The organism is Listeria monocytogenes, assembly GCF_900187225.1.
In the GTDB taxonomy this organism is placed as follows: Bacteria; Bacillota; Bacilli; order Lactobacillales; family Listeriaceae; genus Listeria; species Listeria monocytogenes.
Window position 1 is genome coordinate 25,533 of the sequence record NZ_LT906436.1, and the last position, 15,895, is coordinate 41,427.

Here is a 15,895-nt window from a genome sequence, read left to right on the forward strand (position 1 = left end):
AGGGAGAACTACAATGGATTTAGCAATTTGGCAGATTATATTGTTAGTTATACTTGCAGCTTGTACCATTCTTGATGCTTTAACTTTAGTAATAGGACTTAATTTCCCTGTAATAACAGGAACGCTTGCTGGAATCATTATGGGTGATATGGTGCTCGGACTTGCAATTGGGGCAACGTTACAGCTGATGGTTCTAGGTGTTGGTACATACGGCGGTGCGTCGATTCCTGACTTTACAACGGGAGCAATCGTCGGAACAGTATTTGCCGTTTTATCAGGTCAGGATGCGGAATTTGCGATTGGCCTTGCAATTCCAGTGGGACTTTTAATGGTTCAATTAGATATTTTAGCAAGATTTACTAATACGTTTTTCTTGCACCGCATTGATTCTAACATCGCTTCAGGAAACATCTCAGCAGTTAAAAGGAATATTTGGTACGGCGCATTACCATGGGCTTTATCGCGCGCGGTTCCAGTATTTATCATGTTGACTTTCGGACAAAGCGTGGTTGATTTTATTCTTAACGAAATTCCAGAATGGCTAATGGGTGGACTACGTGTAGCTGGTGGAATTCTTCCAGTAGTTGGTATTGCGATTCTCCTTCGTTACTTGCCAACAAACAAATTCGTCGCTTATTTAATTATCGGATTTGTAGCAGCAGCTTATCTAAAAGTACCAATGCTAGGCGTAGCGCTAATTGGTGTAGCATTAGCAATCATCTACTTCAAACAAAATTTCAAAAATCCAGTAGCTGCAGGAGCAAATGGTGCAGCGCTAGTTGGGGAGGAGAATGAAGATGGCGAATACGAAGACTGAGCAGGATTTTGAGAAAGTCCTCAAGAGACGCGATTTAATAGCAGCAAACTTTCGTTGGTTGTTTGCTAGCCAAATCTGTTGGAACTATGAGCGAATGATGTCGACTGGTTATCTTTATAGTATTTTGCCAACGCTTCGGAAGCTTTATAAAACTGATGATGATTTAAAAGATATGATGAATATGCATAACCAATTCTTTAATACAAATCCTATGGTCGGTGGTTTGATTTTAGGAATGGATATGGCGATTGAAGAGCGAGAAAAGAAAGCATCAAAAGAAGTCGTAACTGGTTTGAAGACTGGATTAATGGGACCGTTTGCTGGTGTTGGTGATACGATTTTCGGGGTTATTTTACCGACGATTTTTGGATCAATTGCCGCATATATGGGACTTCAAGGTAATGTGACAGGTGTAGTTATCTGGGTATTAGTAAATATTTTGGTTGTGGGAGCTAGATTTACTTTACTTCCTCTAGGATATAAGCAAGGTGCGAAACTAGTGACGGAATTCGCGGATAGACTTAACGCGTTAACCGATGCAGCTATTTTGCTCGGGGTCACGGTCGTCGGGGCATTAATACCAACCGTAATTAAAGCAACTGTCCCATTCGTTTATAAATCAGGAAAAGTAGAGCTCAAAATGCAAGACATGCTAGATCAAATCATGCCATCACTCGTTCCAGTCTTACTTGTGGCACTAATCTATGCACTTTTAGGCCACAAAAAAATGACATCTACGAAGGCTATTTTATTAGTAATGGTTATTGCGATTATTTTATTCAACCTAAAAATTCTAGGTTAAAATATAAAAATTGGAGGAATAGACAAAATGGGTTTAACATTTTTTGACAAAGCGCGTGAATTAACGGAGGAACTAGAAAAAACACAGGCGGAAAGTATTCATCAAGCAGCAAAACTGGTGGCAGACAGCATTATGAACGACGGAATTATTCAAGCATTTGGTAGTGGGCACTCATATGCGGCAGCTATTGAAGTATGTGGGAGAGCAGGAGGACTTATTCCCTCGAAAGTTATTATGGACCCTGCTGGCGGTTATTATGAATCTATTGAGGGCGTTGGTTCCTTGCTTACTCATAGATTACAAGCTAAACCGAATGATATATTCTTCCTTATATCTAATTCAGGTCGTAATCCAATGGGAATTGAGCTTGCAGAATGGATTAAATCACAGGGCTGTAAATTAATTGTTGTAACAGCACTCGATGCCTCGCAAACAGCAGCTTCGAGACACTCTTCTGGAAAATTGTTGTACGAGTTTGCGGATGTTATTTTAGATAATCGTTCAGTCCAAGGGGATGCGGCACTTGAATTAGAGGGATTAGAAGGAAAAGTTTGTGGAACCTCTTCATTCTCAGCCGTTCTGCTTCTCCAACAAACAATCTATGAAGCAGTAGAACTTATGCTTGAAAAAGGCTATACACCACCAGTTTATCGTAGTGCAAATATTGATGGTGGCTACGAATACAATTTTGCGATTGAAGACAAATTCGCTGATCGTATTTTCCACTTATAATAAAAATGGGCGCGAAAATGAACGTTATTTTCGCGCTTTTTTGGAGGCAAAATGATGATTTTAAAAGAAGTCTGTATTGAAAATACTACTAATTTGGTGAACGTTATTGAAGCTGGAGCTAATCGAGTGGAACTTTGTGATAATCTAGCGGAGGGCGGAACTTCTGTTAGTTATGGGGTTGCGAAACATGTTGTGAAAATTTGTCATGAACAAAATGTAAGTGTAATGGCAATGGTGCGTCCCCGAAAAGGCAATTTTGTTTATACAAAAGAAGAAATTTCGGTTATGATTGATGACATTTTGATGTACAAGAAAATAGCGGTTGATGGCGTGGTTTTTGGCTGTATTACGGATTCTGGATTGCTAGATAAACCAGCCATAAATGAATTATTGAAAGCTGCAGCAGGTCTGGAAGTGACTTTTCATATGGCGTTTGATGAGTTAGTAGAAACAGAAAAATTACCGGCAATAGACTGGTTAGTTGAGCAAGGCGTTACAAGAATTCTCACGCATGGTGGCGACGGCGCTAAACTTCCCGAAGAAACTTTTGTTCAATGGCGAAAATATATTGATTACGCAGCGGGTCGAATCATTATTTTACCAGGTGGAGGAATTAAATCGCACAATTTAGAATGGATTATAAAAGAAACTGGAGCAGCTGAAATACATGGCACTGACTTGTTTGGGGAGCGCTAAAACTCCCCAAATAAATTTATTTTAAAAAAATGCTTGCAACCGTTTTCTTTATATGATATATTTATCTCATCACAAAGGATTGTTACCAATTCATTGGGCAAAACCTAAGCTGATTTGTAGGACACGTGTATGCGTGGAGTCCTCGAATGAGCTTAGGTTTTTCTTTTTGCCCAAAAAACCAAAAAGAGGAAGGAAGTCGTCAAAATGAAATATGAACAATTAGCAAAAGACATCTTGAAAAATGTCGGCGGTAAAGAAAATATCAACAGTGTTTTCCATTGTATTACCAGACTTCGGTTTAAACTGAAAGATGAGAATATTGCGAACACGAAAGAAATTGAAAAACTTGATGGCGTAATCTCTGTCATTAAAAGTGGTGGTCAATACCAAGTAGTTATCGGTAACCACGTACCAGACGTATTTAAAGCAGTATTAGAAGTTGGCGGGATTTCAGCTGAAGGTGACGAAGGAAGTAGTGCACCAGCAACAGGTAATATCTTCAACCGCTTCATCGATATGATTTCTGGCGTATTTACACCAGTTCTAGGTGTATTAGCCGCAACAGGTATGATTAAAGGTTTCACGGCAATGTTTGTAGCATTTGGTTGGATTACAGTTACTTCAGGTACGTACCAATTACTTTATGCAATTGGGGATTGTTTATTCTACTTCTTCCCAATCTTCCTAGGTTACACAGCAATGAAAAAATTCGGCGGAAACATATTTATCGGGATGGCTATAGGTGGTGCCTTAGTTTATCCAACACTTGCAGGTATTACAGCAGGTGACCCACTTTATACACTTTTCGCAGGAACAATTTTTGAATCTCCAATTCACGTAACATTTTTAGGAATTCCAGTTATCTTGATGTCTTATGCATCTTCTGTTATTCCGATTATCGTAGCAACATATTTTGGTTCCAAAGTAGAAAAAGGCTTCAAGAAAATCATTCCAGATGTAATTAAAACTTTCGTAGTTCCATTCTGTACATTATTAATCGTAGTTCCAATCACTTTCATCGTAATTGGCCCAATTGCTACATGGGCTGGTCAATTATTAGGAGCAGGAACAATTTGGGTTTATAACTTAAGTCCAATTATCGCAGGTCTAATTTTAGGTGGTTTCTGGCAAGTATTTGTTATCTTTGGACTTCACTGGGGTCTTGTACCAGTGGCAATCAACAACTTAACTGTTCTTGGACATGATCCAATTTTAGCAATGACATTTGGTGCATCTTTTGCTCAAATCGGTGCAGTATTGGCAGTATTCTTTAAATCTAGAAACAAAAAAATCAAATCTCTTAGTATCCCAGCATTTATTTCCGGTATCTTTGGTGTAACTGAACCAGCGATTTACGGTGTTACTTTACCTCTGAAAAAACCATTTATCATGAGCTGTATCGCTGGTGGTATTGGTGGCGGAATCATTGGTTTTGCAGGATCTCAAACATATATCATGGGTGGACTTGGAATCTTCGGTCTTCCTAACTTCTTCAAACCAGGTAGCGGTATTTCAGGCGAATTCTGGTGGGTAGTTATCGCAATCGTTATCAGCTTCATCCTTGGTTTCATCTTAACTTATGTAGTAGGTTTCAAAGATCCAGCTGATGTAGTGGTAGAACAATCTAACACAGTAGAAGGCGAAACTTTAATCGAACGTGAAACAATTCCAGCTCCAGTAGTTGGCGAAATCGTAACTTTAGCAGATGTAAAAGACGAAGCATTTTCATCCGGTGCACTTGGAAAAGGTGTTGCAATTATCCCTACTGTCGGACGCGTTGTAGCTCCAGCAGCCGGAACAGTAACAACTATCTTCCCAACTGGTCATGCAATCGGTATTACAACAAAAGATGGTGCAGAAGTTTTAATCCATATCGGTATGGACACTGTTCAACTTGAAGGTAAATTCTTCACAGCACACGTTAAGCAAGGCGACGTAATCGAAAAAGGTCAATTACTAACTGAATTTGATATTGAAGGCATTAAAGCAGCTGGATATGACGTTACAACTCCAGTAGTAGTAACAAACTCCAATCAATATTTAGACGTAATGATTACAGATGCAAAAGAAGCAAAACTAGAAGAACGTTTAATCACATTAGTAATTTAAGACATTTAAATAAACAGCTTGGGCAGTAACTTGCTCAAGCTGTTTTTATGTTATACTGAGAAAAAAACGGACGGTGAAGCACCTATGCTAGTAAAAGGCGATACAGTGGGAATTATTTGTTGTTCTGATGGTCGGAAAAAAGAAGATGAGAACAGAATTGCACTGCTTGAGCAAGTGCTAAAAACAGAATTTAGCTTGCAAGTAGTTTTTGCTGAAACTATTTTTCAAAAAGCTGAATCGCCATTTAGTGGTACTCCGCAAGCTCGTGCGATAGAACTGATGAAATTATACCAGCGTTCAGATGTGCAAATGATTTTTGATATTTCTGGTGGAGATGCAGCCAATCAAGTATTGCCTTATCTTGATTTTGATATTATCCGAAATGCGCAAAAACCGTTTGTTGGCTATAGTGATCTAACGGTGATTTTGAATGCTATTTATACGAAAACAGAACAAATGGGTTATAATTATCAATTACTTCATTTAGTCGGTAAAGATAGTGAGTTGCAGCAGAGTCATTTTAGAAAAACATTTTTTGAAAATCGTGTATTAATTAGCGGAGAGCAGCTTAATGAGTTTGTGTGGCGTGGTGGCGAAGTTATTGGAGGAAACATTCGTTGCTTTTTAAAGTTAGCAGGAACAAATTTTATGCCTGATTTCACTAATAAAATAATTTTGTTAGAAAGTCTCGGTGGGAAAGAGGCGAAGCTTGCCTCATATGTGGCTCAATTAGAGCAATTAGGAGCGTTTTCTAAATGTTTAGGCGTTATTGTGGGACAACATTCCGAAGCGGAGGAAAACGGTGAATATGAAAGAATTGGTCGCTTATATCAACAAATTGGTCGGAAGTATAAGTTGCCGATTTTCCGAACAAGCGAAATAGGGCATAGTGTAGATGCAAAACCATGCTTAATTGGTGCAAAAGTTAATGTTTCACGTGAAACATTAACAAATTTTTAATAATTTTATTGCGAAATGTTCATAATTAACCTTTAATATAGAACCTGTAAGCAAGGAATACAATTAGTTTTACTCCCTTTTTGCTAATTGTAAACTTCCTTAAAATCCTAAACTCCCTTTTTTGGACCGACTTGATTGTCGGTCTTTTTTTAATCTTTCAAGCTGATAACTATTCAATTTTTTGTTAAAATGATAACATGAAAGAAAATGCGTATAAAAAAGGAGTTTTTATCATGAAAGTTGAAGGATTACTTGGCTTTTTAGGGGCGGCACTGGGTATTGGATTTAGTTTGATGGTTCTAGTTATTCCTGATATTTCACAGGCATTAGAAGAGGAGTCATTTTTCTTCTATATGTTAACGATTGGTTCACTTGTACTTTCAGGAGTGGGGCTTGCAGGATCGTTTATTGTTTCGCATAAGCCGCGTCTTGGTGGGGCGATGATGGTTGCAGCTGCAATTGGCTGTACAATGTCGATTTCGATTATGTTCTTACTACCAATCGTATTACTTGCTGTTGGCGGACTAATTGCACTAATTAACTATGAAGAAGCTGCTTCAGTAGAAGAATAAATGAAAAAAAGCTGTCCACGTGGGCAGCTTTTTTATTAACGATTAAGATGTTTTTTCAAAAAGTAGTAAATTCCATCGGCATCATTTGCAGTAGTAACAAAATCAGCACTTTTTTTCACTAGTTCACTCGCATTTTCCATCGCAACCCCTGCACCAGCTACTTCAAGCATCCCAATATCATTTTCACCATCACCAAAAGTAATCACATTTTCTGGCTTGATATTTAAATGTGCCGCGAGATTTTTCACGGCATATTTTTTATCCATATCTTTTGGTAAGATTTCAATATTATTGGCATGGGAAGAAAGGATAGAAACATCGGAGAGTTTTTCTAGATCACTGCGAAGGACTGCGAGTTTGTCGAAATCTTCTTCCTCGATTACGATACCATTAATGAACTGGTCCGCATGCTCAAGGAAAATTTCTCTTGATTTAATCGCTACGAGTTTTGTGGCGTTTACTCGGCCTTTATCTTCTTCATCCGTAAAATAATATGGTGGATTTTTAGTGTAGAAAACTGTATCTGTTGAAAAGAAAAACACTGGTAAATCATGATTTTGGCATAATAAAAATGTCTCGAGTAACGCAGATTGTTTCATTTTTTCTTGTTGAATGATTTCGCCGGATACTGCGACCACACCGCCGTTTGAGGCAATGACATCTGCTTTTGGATGAACAAGTTTGGCGAAGTCTGTTGCGGAATTGTACATTCGACCAGTGGAAACGGCAAAATGGTGACCTTCTTCTATTAGTTGTTGCAATAAATTTAGTGTTTTTGGTGAGATAGTTTGATTTTTTAGCAGTAATGTTCCATCTAAATCAGAACAAATTAAGTATTTTTCCAAGTGGACCTTCCTTTCGTTATAGCTTAGAGCCGCAAGATTCGCGGATAATTAGTTCTGGATTATGGTTGATAATCATTGGCTCGACTTGACCGTTAATGGCGCTAATTAGTTGTAAAATAGCCATTTTACCAAGATATTCATTGTGTTGATCCATGGAAGTTAAACGCGGAGTTTGGTAATCGCCATTCATAAATTGATCACAGCTGACAATAGCGATGTCTTCAGGGCAAGAGAGTTTGGCATCGTTAATCGCCCGAATTGCCCCGATAGCGACATTATCATTTATAGCTACAAGCGCTGTCGGCAAAGTAGTGCTATTTTCTAAAAGGTGAGTCATCGCCGCGTAACCATCAGCCGTATAATAATCAGATAGAACTACCCAGTCGTCATTTACCGGATGTTGATAGCTAGTCATTGCTTCTTTAAAAGATTCTAGTCGGTAGGTGGTAATTTTTACACCAGCTTCTCCGCCAATAAAACCAATATTTTTATGCCCAAGTGCAGTTAGATGACTAACTAAGGTTGTTACACCTTTTTTTAAATTACGTTCAATAAATAAACAGTTGAGCTCAGGGATTTTTGACCCGATAACAACTACTGGAATTGCATTATTTAATTGATTTAGAGCAGTTATATACTCTTTTGGAACGATTTCTTTATCGATTTCTCCACCTAAAATAAGTAAACCATCCACTTGCTTTTCTAAAATGATTTTCAAGTAATCTTCTTCCGTTAGGGGATGTTGATTATTCTTATTATCTGGCTCCGCAAGCATTGTATTGAACAAAATCGTCGAAAACATATAATCTAGCGCGAATTTTTGAATTTGCGTTATAAGTGAAATGAAATAGGGATTAGAAATATCTGGTAAAATAACGCCTATATTCTTCGTCTGCTTATTGACCATCCCACGAGCAAACACGCTAGGTGTGTAATTATGTTCATCAATGATTGCTTGGATTTTTTTGCGTTTCGCAGCTGAAACAGAAGGACTGTTATTAAGAACCCGCGAAACAGTTGAAACGGAGACACCACTAAGTTTAGCTATTTCTTGTATAGTTATTTTTTTCATTCGAAATGTTCACCTCGTAAGCATTTTTAACTATTTTAAGTGTAGCGTATTTATGGGTAAATAACAAGTAAATTTTGGTAACGTTATCAAAAATATGATAAAAAGGGTTGACATATTAAAAATATCCGGTTATTCTATGTTAGAAAGCGCTATCAACAAATGTTTTAATTTGGTAACGTTACCAAAAACGAGGTGGAATAGTTGGACATACAAGAATCTGTCATCGGAATTGATCTAGGTGGCACTAAAATTTTAATTGGCGAAGTAACGAAAGATGGTGAGGTGCTAAATTCAAAGAGTTATCCAAGTAATACGGAAAATCAGACCAAAGCTACCGAAACATTGTTGAAGGTATTAGATGATTACACACAAAATATTGGTTTTATAGCACCAAAACAAACGGGTATTGGTGTGGGGCTAGTTGGTCGTGTGGATCACAAGTCAGGTGTTTGGTTAGAGATTGAACCTGGAAAAAGCAATCCAACCCCGCTTGCAGATATTTTAGAAGCAAAAACAGGATTACCTGTAAGTCTGGGTAATGATGTTGTTTGTGCAACAATGGCCGAAAAGCAATTTGGTTGGGGACGGGAAACAAACGATTTTATTTATTTAAATGTTGGAACTGGTCTTGCTGCTGGGTTTGTGGTGGATGGACGAATTACACAAGGCGGGCACTTTAACGCTGGTGAAGTCGGTCATGCAGTAGTGGATATTCATAGCGATGTACTCTGTGGTTGCGGTAGACGTGGTTGTGTGGAACGACTTGCTTCCGGTCTTGGGATTAAAGAAGAGGCGCTGAGACATTTGAATAGCTATCCGACATCCATACTTGCTGAAACTCAAACAGAACTAACTGGAAAAATGGTTCTTCATGCAGCGGAGCAAAAAGATGAGCTTGCAGAGAAAATTATTGATAATGCAACGCTTCAGCTAGCAAATTTGATTATGAATTTAGTTCGTACAACCGATCCTGAATGCTTAATTCTTGGCGGAGGCGTGACGAGAAATGAGCATTTTTTCCAAAAGATACAAGATAATCTTCAAAGCAATACAATTCGTTTTGTTACAAAAGGCGTTGTCCGCTCTAAGCTTGAGAAGGATAAAGTTGGCTTAATTGGTGCAGCCGTTATTGGAATGAGACTAGGAAATGAAGGAGGAAAAGAATGAAGCCAAGTATGAAACGACAAATTGCGCAAACTGGTATTATTCATCGACCACTCCCTATTGAAACCGAGCACGCATTAGAAACTTTAGCGAAAAAGAAACAAGTTTTATCAAGTAGAACATTATTTAGCTCTAAACAGCATGTTTCTTTAGAGTTTACACATCAAGGAGCAGGAGATTTTACTATTTCTGGCCAAGATGAAATTAAGCTTTCTTCGCCTGTGGTTATGCCACATTGGCCCGCTGGTGCTCCGGATGACGGTGATTATACTAATTTTGGTAACGTTACCATATCGGCGTCGATTGGAAATGAGGACTGGAGCGGCTTTAATCGTGTGCGAATCCAAGTTTTCCCTGATTTTCCTGGAGTGACAAACCCCTATTTAATGATTAGTTTTAAAAACGACGGAACCGTGAAAGTGCCTGATATATATGGGCGAGAAGGTGTTCATGGTGTGAATTTAATCAACCATGAATGGAATGATGTCATTTTTGAAATTGAAGGTTTACCGCGCGACCGAATGACTGAAATGAGTTTTAGCTATTACTTGAATGGCCCAGAGCGACTGACTGCTGGAACGATGGAATTATTTATTAATGAAATTAAATTAGAACAAATCAGTGAGCCGGAGATTTCCAAGGGCTGGCTTCCGCAAGATAACACGCTAATCTATTCTCATAATGGTTACTCCAAAGACATGCCAAAAGTGGCGTTTTGTGCGAACAAGCATGCTGCGACTACATTTACAATTCACGACAAAGAAACAGACAAAGTTGTTTTCACTGGAAAAAGTTACCAAAATGCAACAGAAACTGGCAATTTCATTATTCTTGATTTTTCTGATTTACAAACTGTGGGTGAATACTATTTAAAATTTGCGGATATGCAAACGGAAATTTTCCAAATTGGGACTTCCGAAGTGATCTGGGAATCTTCTATCTGGAAATCGCTTAACTTTATTTTCTGCGAACGTTGCGGTTGCCCGGTTTTTGGGAAACATACGACTTGTCACGCAGATATTATCGCTGAACATGATGGGAAACAGTTGTCATTTAATGGTGGATGGCATGATGCGGGCGATGTTTCGCAGCAGCTTATTCAAACAGCAGAAGTAACGATGGCTTTATATGAAATGGCTGCGAGTTTACCTGAAAAAGAGGAAACGTTGCGGATGCGCCTTTTAGAAGAAGGCGAGTGGGGACTAGATTTCATTTTGAAAACGCGCTTCGGAGATGGTTTTAGGGCGACTAGCGCAGGTATGACGAGATGGACGGATGGGCTTGTTGGTGGGATGGATGATGCAATTGCGCGCGTTCATAACCAAGCTTATGAGAACTTTTATTGTGCCGGGATTGAAGCGTATATTGGCAGCCAAATTGCGGATAATGCTACTATGCAGAATCATTTGCTGAGAATCGCGGAAGAGGATTTGCTTTTTGCGATAAAGGAACTGGAAAAACACGGAACAAGTCAAAAGCCGATTTTCTGGGAGCATACGTATCAAACCTCAGAAAGTCTATATTATGCGACTGCTTCTTGGGCGGCTTCGATGGTTTATCAACTAACAAACAAAGAAATATATGCAGAAAAAGCGGCCGAATGGTTAGATTTGATGCTAGAAGCGCAAGAAAAAGCTGGAATTAGAGACAGCGAAACTAGCGAACTTTACAAAGGATTTTTCTACCGCGATAAATCACACAAGGTCATTCAACATTTTAATCATCAAGCACGCGAACATCTTTATTTACTGGCGCTAGAGGCGGCGCTTGAAACGCAACCGAGTCACGCTGAAAAACAAACTTGGCTACAAGCGGTCGAAATGTACGGCGATTATTTGAAAAAAGTAACACGTTTCACTAAACCATACCCGCTCATTCCAGCAGGACTTTACAAAAAAGATGAGTATTTAGACGAAGCAAGTTTCCACTTACAACATTTACTCATTGATGAACGAGCGATAGAAGAATACCAATTACAATTCGAGCAAGGTATCAAAATAAACGACGAGGTAGCTTTGCGGAAATTCCCAATTTGGTTCTCGTTTAGAGGAAATAACGCTATTTTACTTTCGGCAGGAAAAGCCGCATCAATTGCTGGGAAAATTTTGAAAGATAAGGCGCTTTTAGATATTGCGGAAGGTCAATTGCAGTGGGTAATTGGAATGAACCCATTTGGACAATCAATGATGCACGGTGAAGGTTATCGCTACGCACAGCAATACAGTGTACTAAATGGCGAAATCACAGGAGAAATACCAGTCGGAATGGAAACCTTTAGAAATGAAGATGAACCATACTGGCCGGAGTTTAATAATGCAACTTATAAGGAAGTTTGGGTCGGTAATGCCGGCAAATGGATGTCAATTGTAGCAGATTTAAACAAAATAACAGGAAAGTCATAGGAGGACAAAAAAATGAGTTCAGAGAGAAGTTTATCTAGCCGATTTATTGAAGGATTATCAATTTTTGCCCAAAAAATTTCATCGCAAAAGCATATCATGGCAATTCGTGATGGCTTTGCAGCGATGATTCCGATTACGATTATTGCAGCATTTTTCTTACTTGTAAATAATGTGTTGCTTCAACCAGAAAACGGTCTGCTTAAATTTATTCCAAATGTAGAAAATTATTTGGGTGTAGGTATTCAAGTCTATAATGCAACACTTGGTATTATGGCGATTTTAGCAGCATTCTTAATTGGTAACTTTTTAGCTAAATCATATGGAATGGAAGGTCGTACGGAAGGGGTTATCGCTGTAGCTGCTTATGTTGTTTTAATACCGGCATCTTCTCATTTAATGTCTGTTGATGGAAAAGCTTTTGAAGCGGGCGGCGTTTTAACTCAAGAAATGACAAGTTCAACAGGTATGTTCCTTGCGATTATCGCTGCTTTAGTTAGTATTACAATGCTTGCAAAATTCTCGAAAAGTAAAAAATTAAAGATTTCTATGCCAGAAAGTGTTCCTCCGGCAATTGCAAAATCATTTAACATTTTAATTCCATCATTCTTAGTTCTAAGTATTTTAGCAATTATTGAAGTACTTGTAGTCAGTTTCGTATCAATGAGTATCCCAGAAATTATCGTAAAAGTACTACAAATTCCATTAGTTGGTGGGTTCCAAACGTTACCAGGAATTCTACTTTATGTATTCTTAGCGGGATTCTTATGGGTCTTCGGTATTCATGGCGCGTTCGTATTAGGTGCGATTTCCGGACCAGTTCTTTTAACTTCTTTACAACAAAACATTGATGCAGTGAATGCAGGGACTGCTTTACCAAACATCGTTACACAACCATTTTTAGATGCTTTTGTATACATGGGTGGCGGTGGAACAATCATCTGTTTAGTTATCGCAATCTTTATTGCTTCTAAACGACCGGATCACCGCATGGTAACAAAATTTGGTTTGATTCCGAGTATTTTCAATGTCAGCGAACCACTAATGTTCGGTCTGCCAGTTGTATTTAACCCGATTTATGGTATCCCATTGGTTATTGCGCCGCTAGCTTCGACTGCAATGGCGTACTTCGCAACTTCGTGGGGCTGGATTAGCCAGACTTATATTTTGATTCCTTGGGTGACTCCACCAGTGCTTTCAGGTTACCTTGCGACAGGCGGAGACATTCGCGCTTCCATCCTTCAAATCGCAATTATTATCGTTGGAACGCTGATTTACCTACCATTTGTACTTGTAGCAAACCGCGCGTACGTGTTAGAACAAAAAGCTGCTGGGAAAGTAGAAGCAGTAACGAATGGAGAAGTTTAAAATGAAACCAACAATGATGACTTATATTAATGAAGAAGAGGAAATGTGTCGAGCGATTTTAGCCAATTTCCAAACAAATGCAGAAAAATTAGAATCACTCGTAAAAAATGGCGCAAAAGAATGGTTAATTTTAGCAACTGGATCAAGCTTAAATGCAGCTCAAAGCGCCAAATATTACATTGAAAATATCGCAGATGTCCGTATTACTGTTGAAGAACCTTTCAACCATCTATATTACGAAAAACTATCAAACCACCTAGATCTAGTCATCGGAATTTCGCAAAGCGGTCAAAGCACATCGACTATTTCTGCGCTAGAACGAGTGAAAAAAGAAGCTTCCGTTCCAGTAGTCGCCCTAACTAGTGATGTAACGAGTGAAATTGCTGAATTTGCGGATATTACGCTTGATATCGGCTCCGGAAAAGAACGAGTTGGCTACGTAACAAAAGGTTTTACAGCAACAGTTCTAACATTAATGCTGACAGGACTTCATTTTGCATACAAAACAGCACAAATTGATGAAACCAAGTTCAATAATGAAATCAATGCATTTAGCCGAGCAACCAACGCAATCCCAGCAACAATTGCCGAAACAGAAGCATTTTATGAAAGATGGCAAGAGGAATTCGCTACTGCACCGAAGTTTACAGCAATTGGATATGGTCCTACTGTTGGAACGTGCAAAGAATTTGAAACAAAATTCTCAGAAACTGTCCGCGTGCCATCACAAGGTCTTGATTTAGAAGCGTTTATGCATGGGCCATATTTAGAAGTAAATCCACAGCATAGAATCTTCTTTTTAGAAACAGAAAGCGCCGTTACCGAACGATTAGTAGCGTTGCGCAATTATGAATCTAAATATACACCGTTTACGTATACAGTTAAATTTGGTACAGCTGGAAATGACCGAACGCTATTGATACCAGCAGATTTAGACGAATACCAAGCGCCGTTCCTAATGATTCTTCCTTTCCAAATTTTAGCGCATCATATTGCGGAGTTGAAGGGAAATAAATTAACAGAACGTATCTACACGGACTTTGGCGTAGCGATGAAGAGTAAAACAAAACCAGGTGACTATGCATAAGAGAGGCTAATAGACTGGAAAAACCCGTATAAGGAGGGTTTTTCCAGTCTTCTTTTTGTATTTGGGTCACATGTTACGCAGAATGTAACGAGTTACAGGGTGATTCGGTCTGTTCTTAAAAAAAGAAAACGTATTCAAAAATAATCTCTTTTGTACTATGATGAGCATGTGGCAAGGAAATACTCGAGTATGCCCCAGAAAAGGTTTAGAAAATAAATGGTTGAGGTGATAGAAATGAACAAAAAAAGAGATTTTATCGACACAAAAGATTTTTCTAAAGAAGAAATACTATTTATGATAGAAATCGGTCGCAAAATGAAAGAATCTATTAAAAACGGTCATTACCCACAACTTTTAAAACATAAGACGCTTGGTATGATTTTTGAACAATCATCAACAAGAACTCGTGTATCTTTTGAAACAGCAATGACACAGCTTGGTGGTCATGCGCAATATTTAGCTCCTGGACAAATTCAGCTCGGTGGACATGAATCAGTAGGCGATACAGCCAAAGTTCTTTCTAGATTAGTAGATATATTGATGGCGCGTGTTGAACGTCATCAAACAGTAGTAGAACTTGCAAATACAGCTGCTATTCCGGTTATTAATGGGATGAGTGATTACAACCATCCAACACAAGAATTAGGTGATGCAATTACTATGTTTGAACACCTTCCAAAAGGAAAAAAGATTGAAGACTGCAAAATTGTCTTTGTAGGAGATGCTACTCAAGTATGTGCATCTACAATGTTTATGGCAACAAAACTTGGAATGGATTTCGTTCAATTTGGACCAAAAGGATTTCAATTACGTGAAGAACATTTGAAAGTTGCTGAAGAAAATTGCGAAGTATCTGGCGGGAGCTATTTAATTACAGAAGATGTAGACATTGCGTTAAAAGACGCAGATTTCATTTATACAGATGTTTGGTATGGCCTATACGAAGCGGAACTTTCCGAAGAAGAGCGAATGAAAACTTTCTATCCTAAATATCAAGTGAATAAAGAATTGATCAGTAAAGCGGCTCCACACGTGAAGTTTATGCACTGTTTACCCGCAACTCGTGGGGAAGAGGTTACTGACGAAGTGCTTGATGCTCCATACTCAGTTGTTATTGATGAAGCTGAAAATCGTTTAACAGCGATGAGAGCACTGCTTGTATACTTTATGAATCCGTATGTGAAAGAAGCGGGTTTTGCAGTTGCGGAAAAATATGATGCTGAACTAGAGTTATTACTTAGAAATGGCGCTGGCTTATAAGATACCAAAATA

Annotated in this window: 14 protein-coding genes; 12 read left to right on the forward strand and 2 right to left on the reverse strand. The window is 38.6% G+C overall.

Translation table 11 applies throughout. The annotated features are described in order from the left end of the window. Nucleotides 1-13 precede the first annotated feature (13 nt). The 7 genes from CKV70_RS00115 (at nt 14) to CKV70_RS00145 (ending at nt 6,688) form a co-directional block, all read left to right on the forward strand. On the forward strand, nt 14-817 hold the full coding sequence (locus tag CKV70_RS00115; protein WP_003721639.1) for a PTS mannose/fructose/sorbose/N-acetylgalactosamine transporter subunit IIC: 804 nt from the start codon (nt 14-16) through the stop codon (nt 815-817). After that, nucleotides 792-1,619 (forward strand): PTS system mannose/fructose/sorbose family transporter subunit IID, encoded by an 828-nt coding sequence (locus CKV70_RS00120; protein ID WP_003728733.1) that lies wholly within the window; start codon nt 792-794, stop codon nt 1,617-1,619. Before CKV70_RS00115 ends, CKV70_RS00120 begins: the two co-directional genes overlap by 26 nt. Before the next feature lie 27 nt (nt 1,620-1,646). Beyond that, complete coding sequence (locus CKV70_RS00125) at nt 1,647-2,351, forward strand: SIS domain-containing protein (protein WP_003732177.1); 705 nt, start codon at nt 1,647-1,649, stop codon at nt 2,349-2,351. A gap of 54 nt (nt 2,352-2,405) precedes the next feature. Next, nucleotides 2,406-3,047, forward strand: a complete 642-nt coding sequence (locus CKV70_RS00130; RefSeq protein WP_014600346.1) for a copper homeostasis protein CutC — start codon at nt 2,406-2,408, stop codon at nt 3,045-3,047. Nucleotides 3,048-3,251: 204 nt separating this feature from the next. Next, nucleotides 3,252-5,156 (forward strand): beta-glucoside-specific PTS transporter subunit IIABC, encoded by a 1,905-nt coding sequence (locus CKV70_RS00135; RefSeq protein WP_003721643.1) that lies wholly within the window; start codon nt 3,252-3,254, stop codon nt 5,154-5,156. Between the two features lie 84 nt (nt 5,157-5,240). Then, entirely contained in the window at nt 5,241-6,116 is an 876-nt protein-coding gene (locus CKV70_RS00140; protein ID WP_009931862.1) for a S66 family peptidase, read from the forward strand. 233 nt (nt 6,117-6,349) lie between these two features. Beyond that, the gene (locus CKV70_RS00145; protein WP_003721652.1) at nt 6,350-6,688 is read left to right on the forward strand and encodes a DUF4064 domain-containing protein; all 339 of its coding nucleotides are present in this window, start codon (nt 6,350-6,352) and stop codon (nt 6,686-6,688) included. Between the two features lie 35 nt (nt 6,689-6,723). Here CKV70_RS00145 and CKV70_RS00150 read toward each other — a convergent pair whose 3' ends face one another. Both CKV70_RS00150 and CKV70_RS00155 read right to left on the reverse strand, forming a co-directional pair. Next, on the reverse strand, nt 6,724-7,533 hold the full coding sequence (locus CKV70_RS00150) for a Cof-type HAD-IIB family hydrolase (RefSeq protein WP_003721653.1): 810 nt from the start codon (nt 7,531-7,533) through the stop codon (nt 6,724-6,726). Nucleotides 7,534-7,549: 16 nt separating this feature from the next. Continuing rightward, nucleotides 7,550-8,605, reverse strand: a complete 1,056-nt coding sequence (locus CKV70_RS00155) for a LacI family DNA-binding transcriptional regulator (protein WP_003721654.1) — start codon at nt 8,603-8,605, stop codon at nt 7,550-7,552. A 201-nt stretch (nt 8,606-8,806) separates the two neighbouring features. Between CKV70_RS00155 and CKV70_RS00160 the strand changes: the two genes are divergently transcribed. The 5 genes from CKV70_RS00160 to ptcA all read left to right on the forward strand — a co-directional run bounded on the left by CKV70_RS00160 (nt 8,807) and on the right by ptcA (nt 15,883). Continuing rightward, entirely contained in the window at nt 8,807-9,772 is a 966-nt protein-coding gene (locus CKV70_RS00160; protein ID WP_014600347.1) for an ROK family protein, read from the forward strand. Then, nucleotides 9,769-12,171: a glycoside hydrolase family 9 protein gene (locus CKV70_RS00165; RefSeq protein WP_014600348.1), complete on the forward strand. Its 2,403-nt coding sequence runs from the start codon at nt 9,769-9,771 to the stop codon at nt 12,169-12,171. Before CKV70_RS00160 ends, CKV70_RS00165 begins: the two co-directional genes overlap by 4 nt. A 12-nt stretch (nt 12,172-12,183) precedes the next feature. After that, a complete protein-coding gene (locus tag CKV70_RS00170; protein WP_003721657.1) occupies nt 12,184-13,536 on the forward strand; it encodes a PTS sugar transporter subunit IIC in 1,353 nt (450 codons plus the stop codon). Between the two features lies 1 nt (nt 13,537). Further along, complete coding sequence (locus tag CKV70_RS00175; RefSeq protein WP_003721658.1) at nt 13,538-14,623, forward strand: glutamine--fructose-6-phosphate aminotransferase; 1,086 nt, start codon at nt 13,538-13,540, stop codon at nt 14,621-14,623. Between the two features lie 234 nt (nt 14,624-14,857). Continuing rightward, complete coding sequence (ptcA, locus tag CKV70_RS00180; protein WP_003721659.1) at nt 14,858-15,883, forward strand: putrescine carbamoyltransferase; 1,026 nt, start codon at nt 14,858-14,860, stop codon at nt 15,881-15,883. Nucleotides 15,884-15,895: the final 12 nt, after the last annotated feature.

Excerpts from the sequence above, each read along its gene's own strand:
- CKV70_RS00120 (WP_003728733.1), top strand. The coding sequence starts at position 792 with ATGAAGATGGCGAATACGAAGACTGAGCAGGATTTTGAGAAAGTCCTC.
- CKV70_RS00170 (WP_003721657.1), top strand. The coding sequence starts at position 12,184 with ATGAGTTCAGAGAGAAGTTTATCTAGCCGATTTATTGAAGGATTATCA.
- CKV70_RS00175 (WP_003721658.1), top strand. The coding sequence starts at position 13,538 with ATGAAACCAACAATGATGACTTATATTAATGAAGAAGAGGAAATGTGT.
- CKV70_RS00140 (WP_009931862.1), top strand. The coding sequence starts at position 5,241 with ATGCTAGTAAAAGGCGATACAGTGGGAATTATTTGTTGTTCTGATGGT.
- CKV70_RS00130 (WP_014600346.1), top strand. The coding sequence starts at position 2,406 with ATGATTTTAAAAGAAGTCTGTATTGAAAATACTACTAATTTGGTGAAC.
- CKV70_RS00125 (WP_003732177.1), top strand. The coding sequence starts at position 1,647 with ATGGGTTTAACATTTTTTGACAAAGCGCGTGAATTAACGGAGGAACTA.
- ptcA (WP_003721659.1), top strand. The coding sequence starts at position 14,858 with ATGAACAAAAAAAGAGATTTTATCGACACAAAAGATTTTTCTAAAGAA.
- CKV70_RS00155 (WP_003721654.1), bottom strand. The coding sequence starts at position 8,605 with ATGAAAAAAATAACTATACAAGAAATAGCTAAACTTAGTGGTGTCTCC.
- CKV70_RS00135 (WP_003721643.1), top strand. The coding sequence starts at position 3,252 with ATGAAATATGAACAATTAGCAAAAGACATCTTGAAAAATGTCGGCGGT.
- CKV70_RS00115 (WP_003721639.1), top strand. The coding sequence starts at position 14 with ATGGATTTAGCAATTTGGCAGATTATATTGTTAGTTATACTTGCAGCT.
- CKV70_RS00145 (WP_003721652.1), top strand. The coding sequence starts at position 6,350 with ATGAAAGTTGAAGGATTACTTGGCTTTTTAGGGGCGGCACTGGGTATT.
- CKV70_RS00165 (WP_014600348.1), top strand. The coding sequence starts at position 9,769 with ATGAAGCCAAGTATGAAACGACAAATTGCGCAAACTGGTATTATTCAT.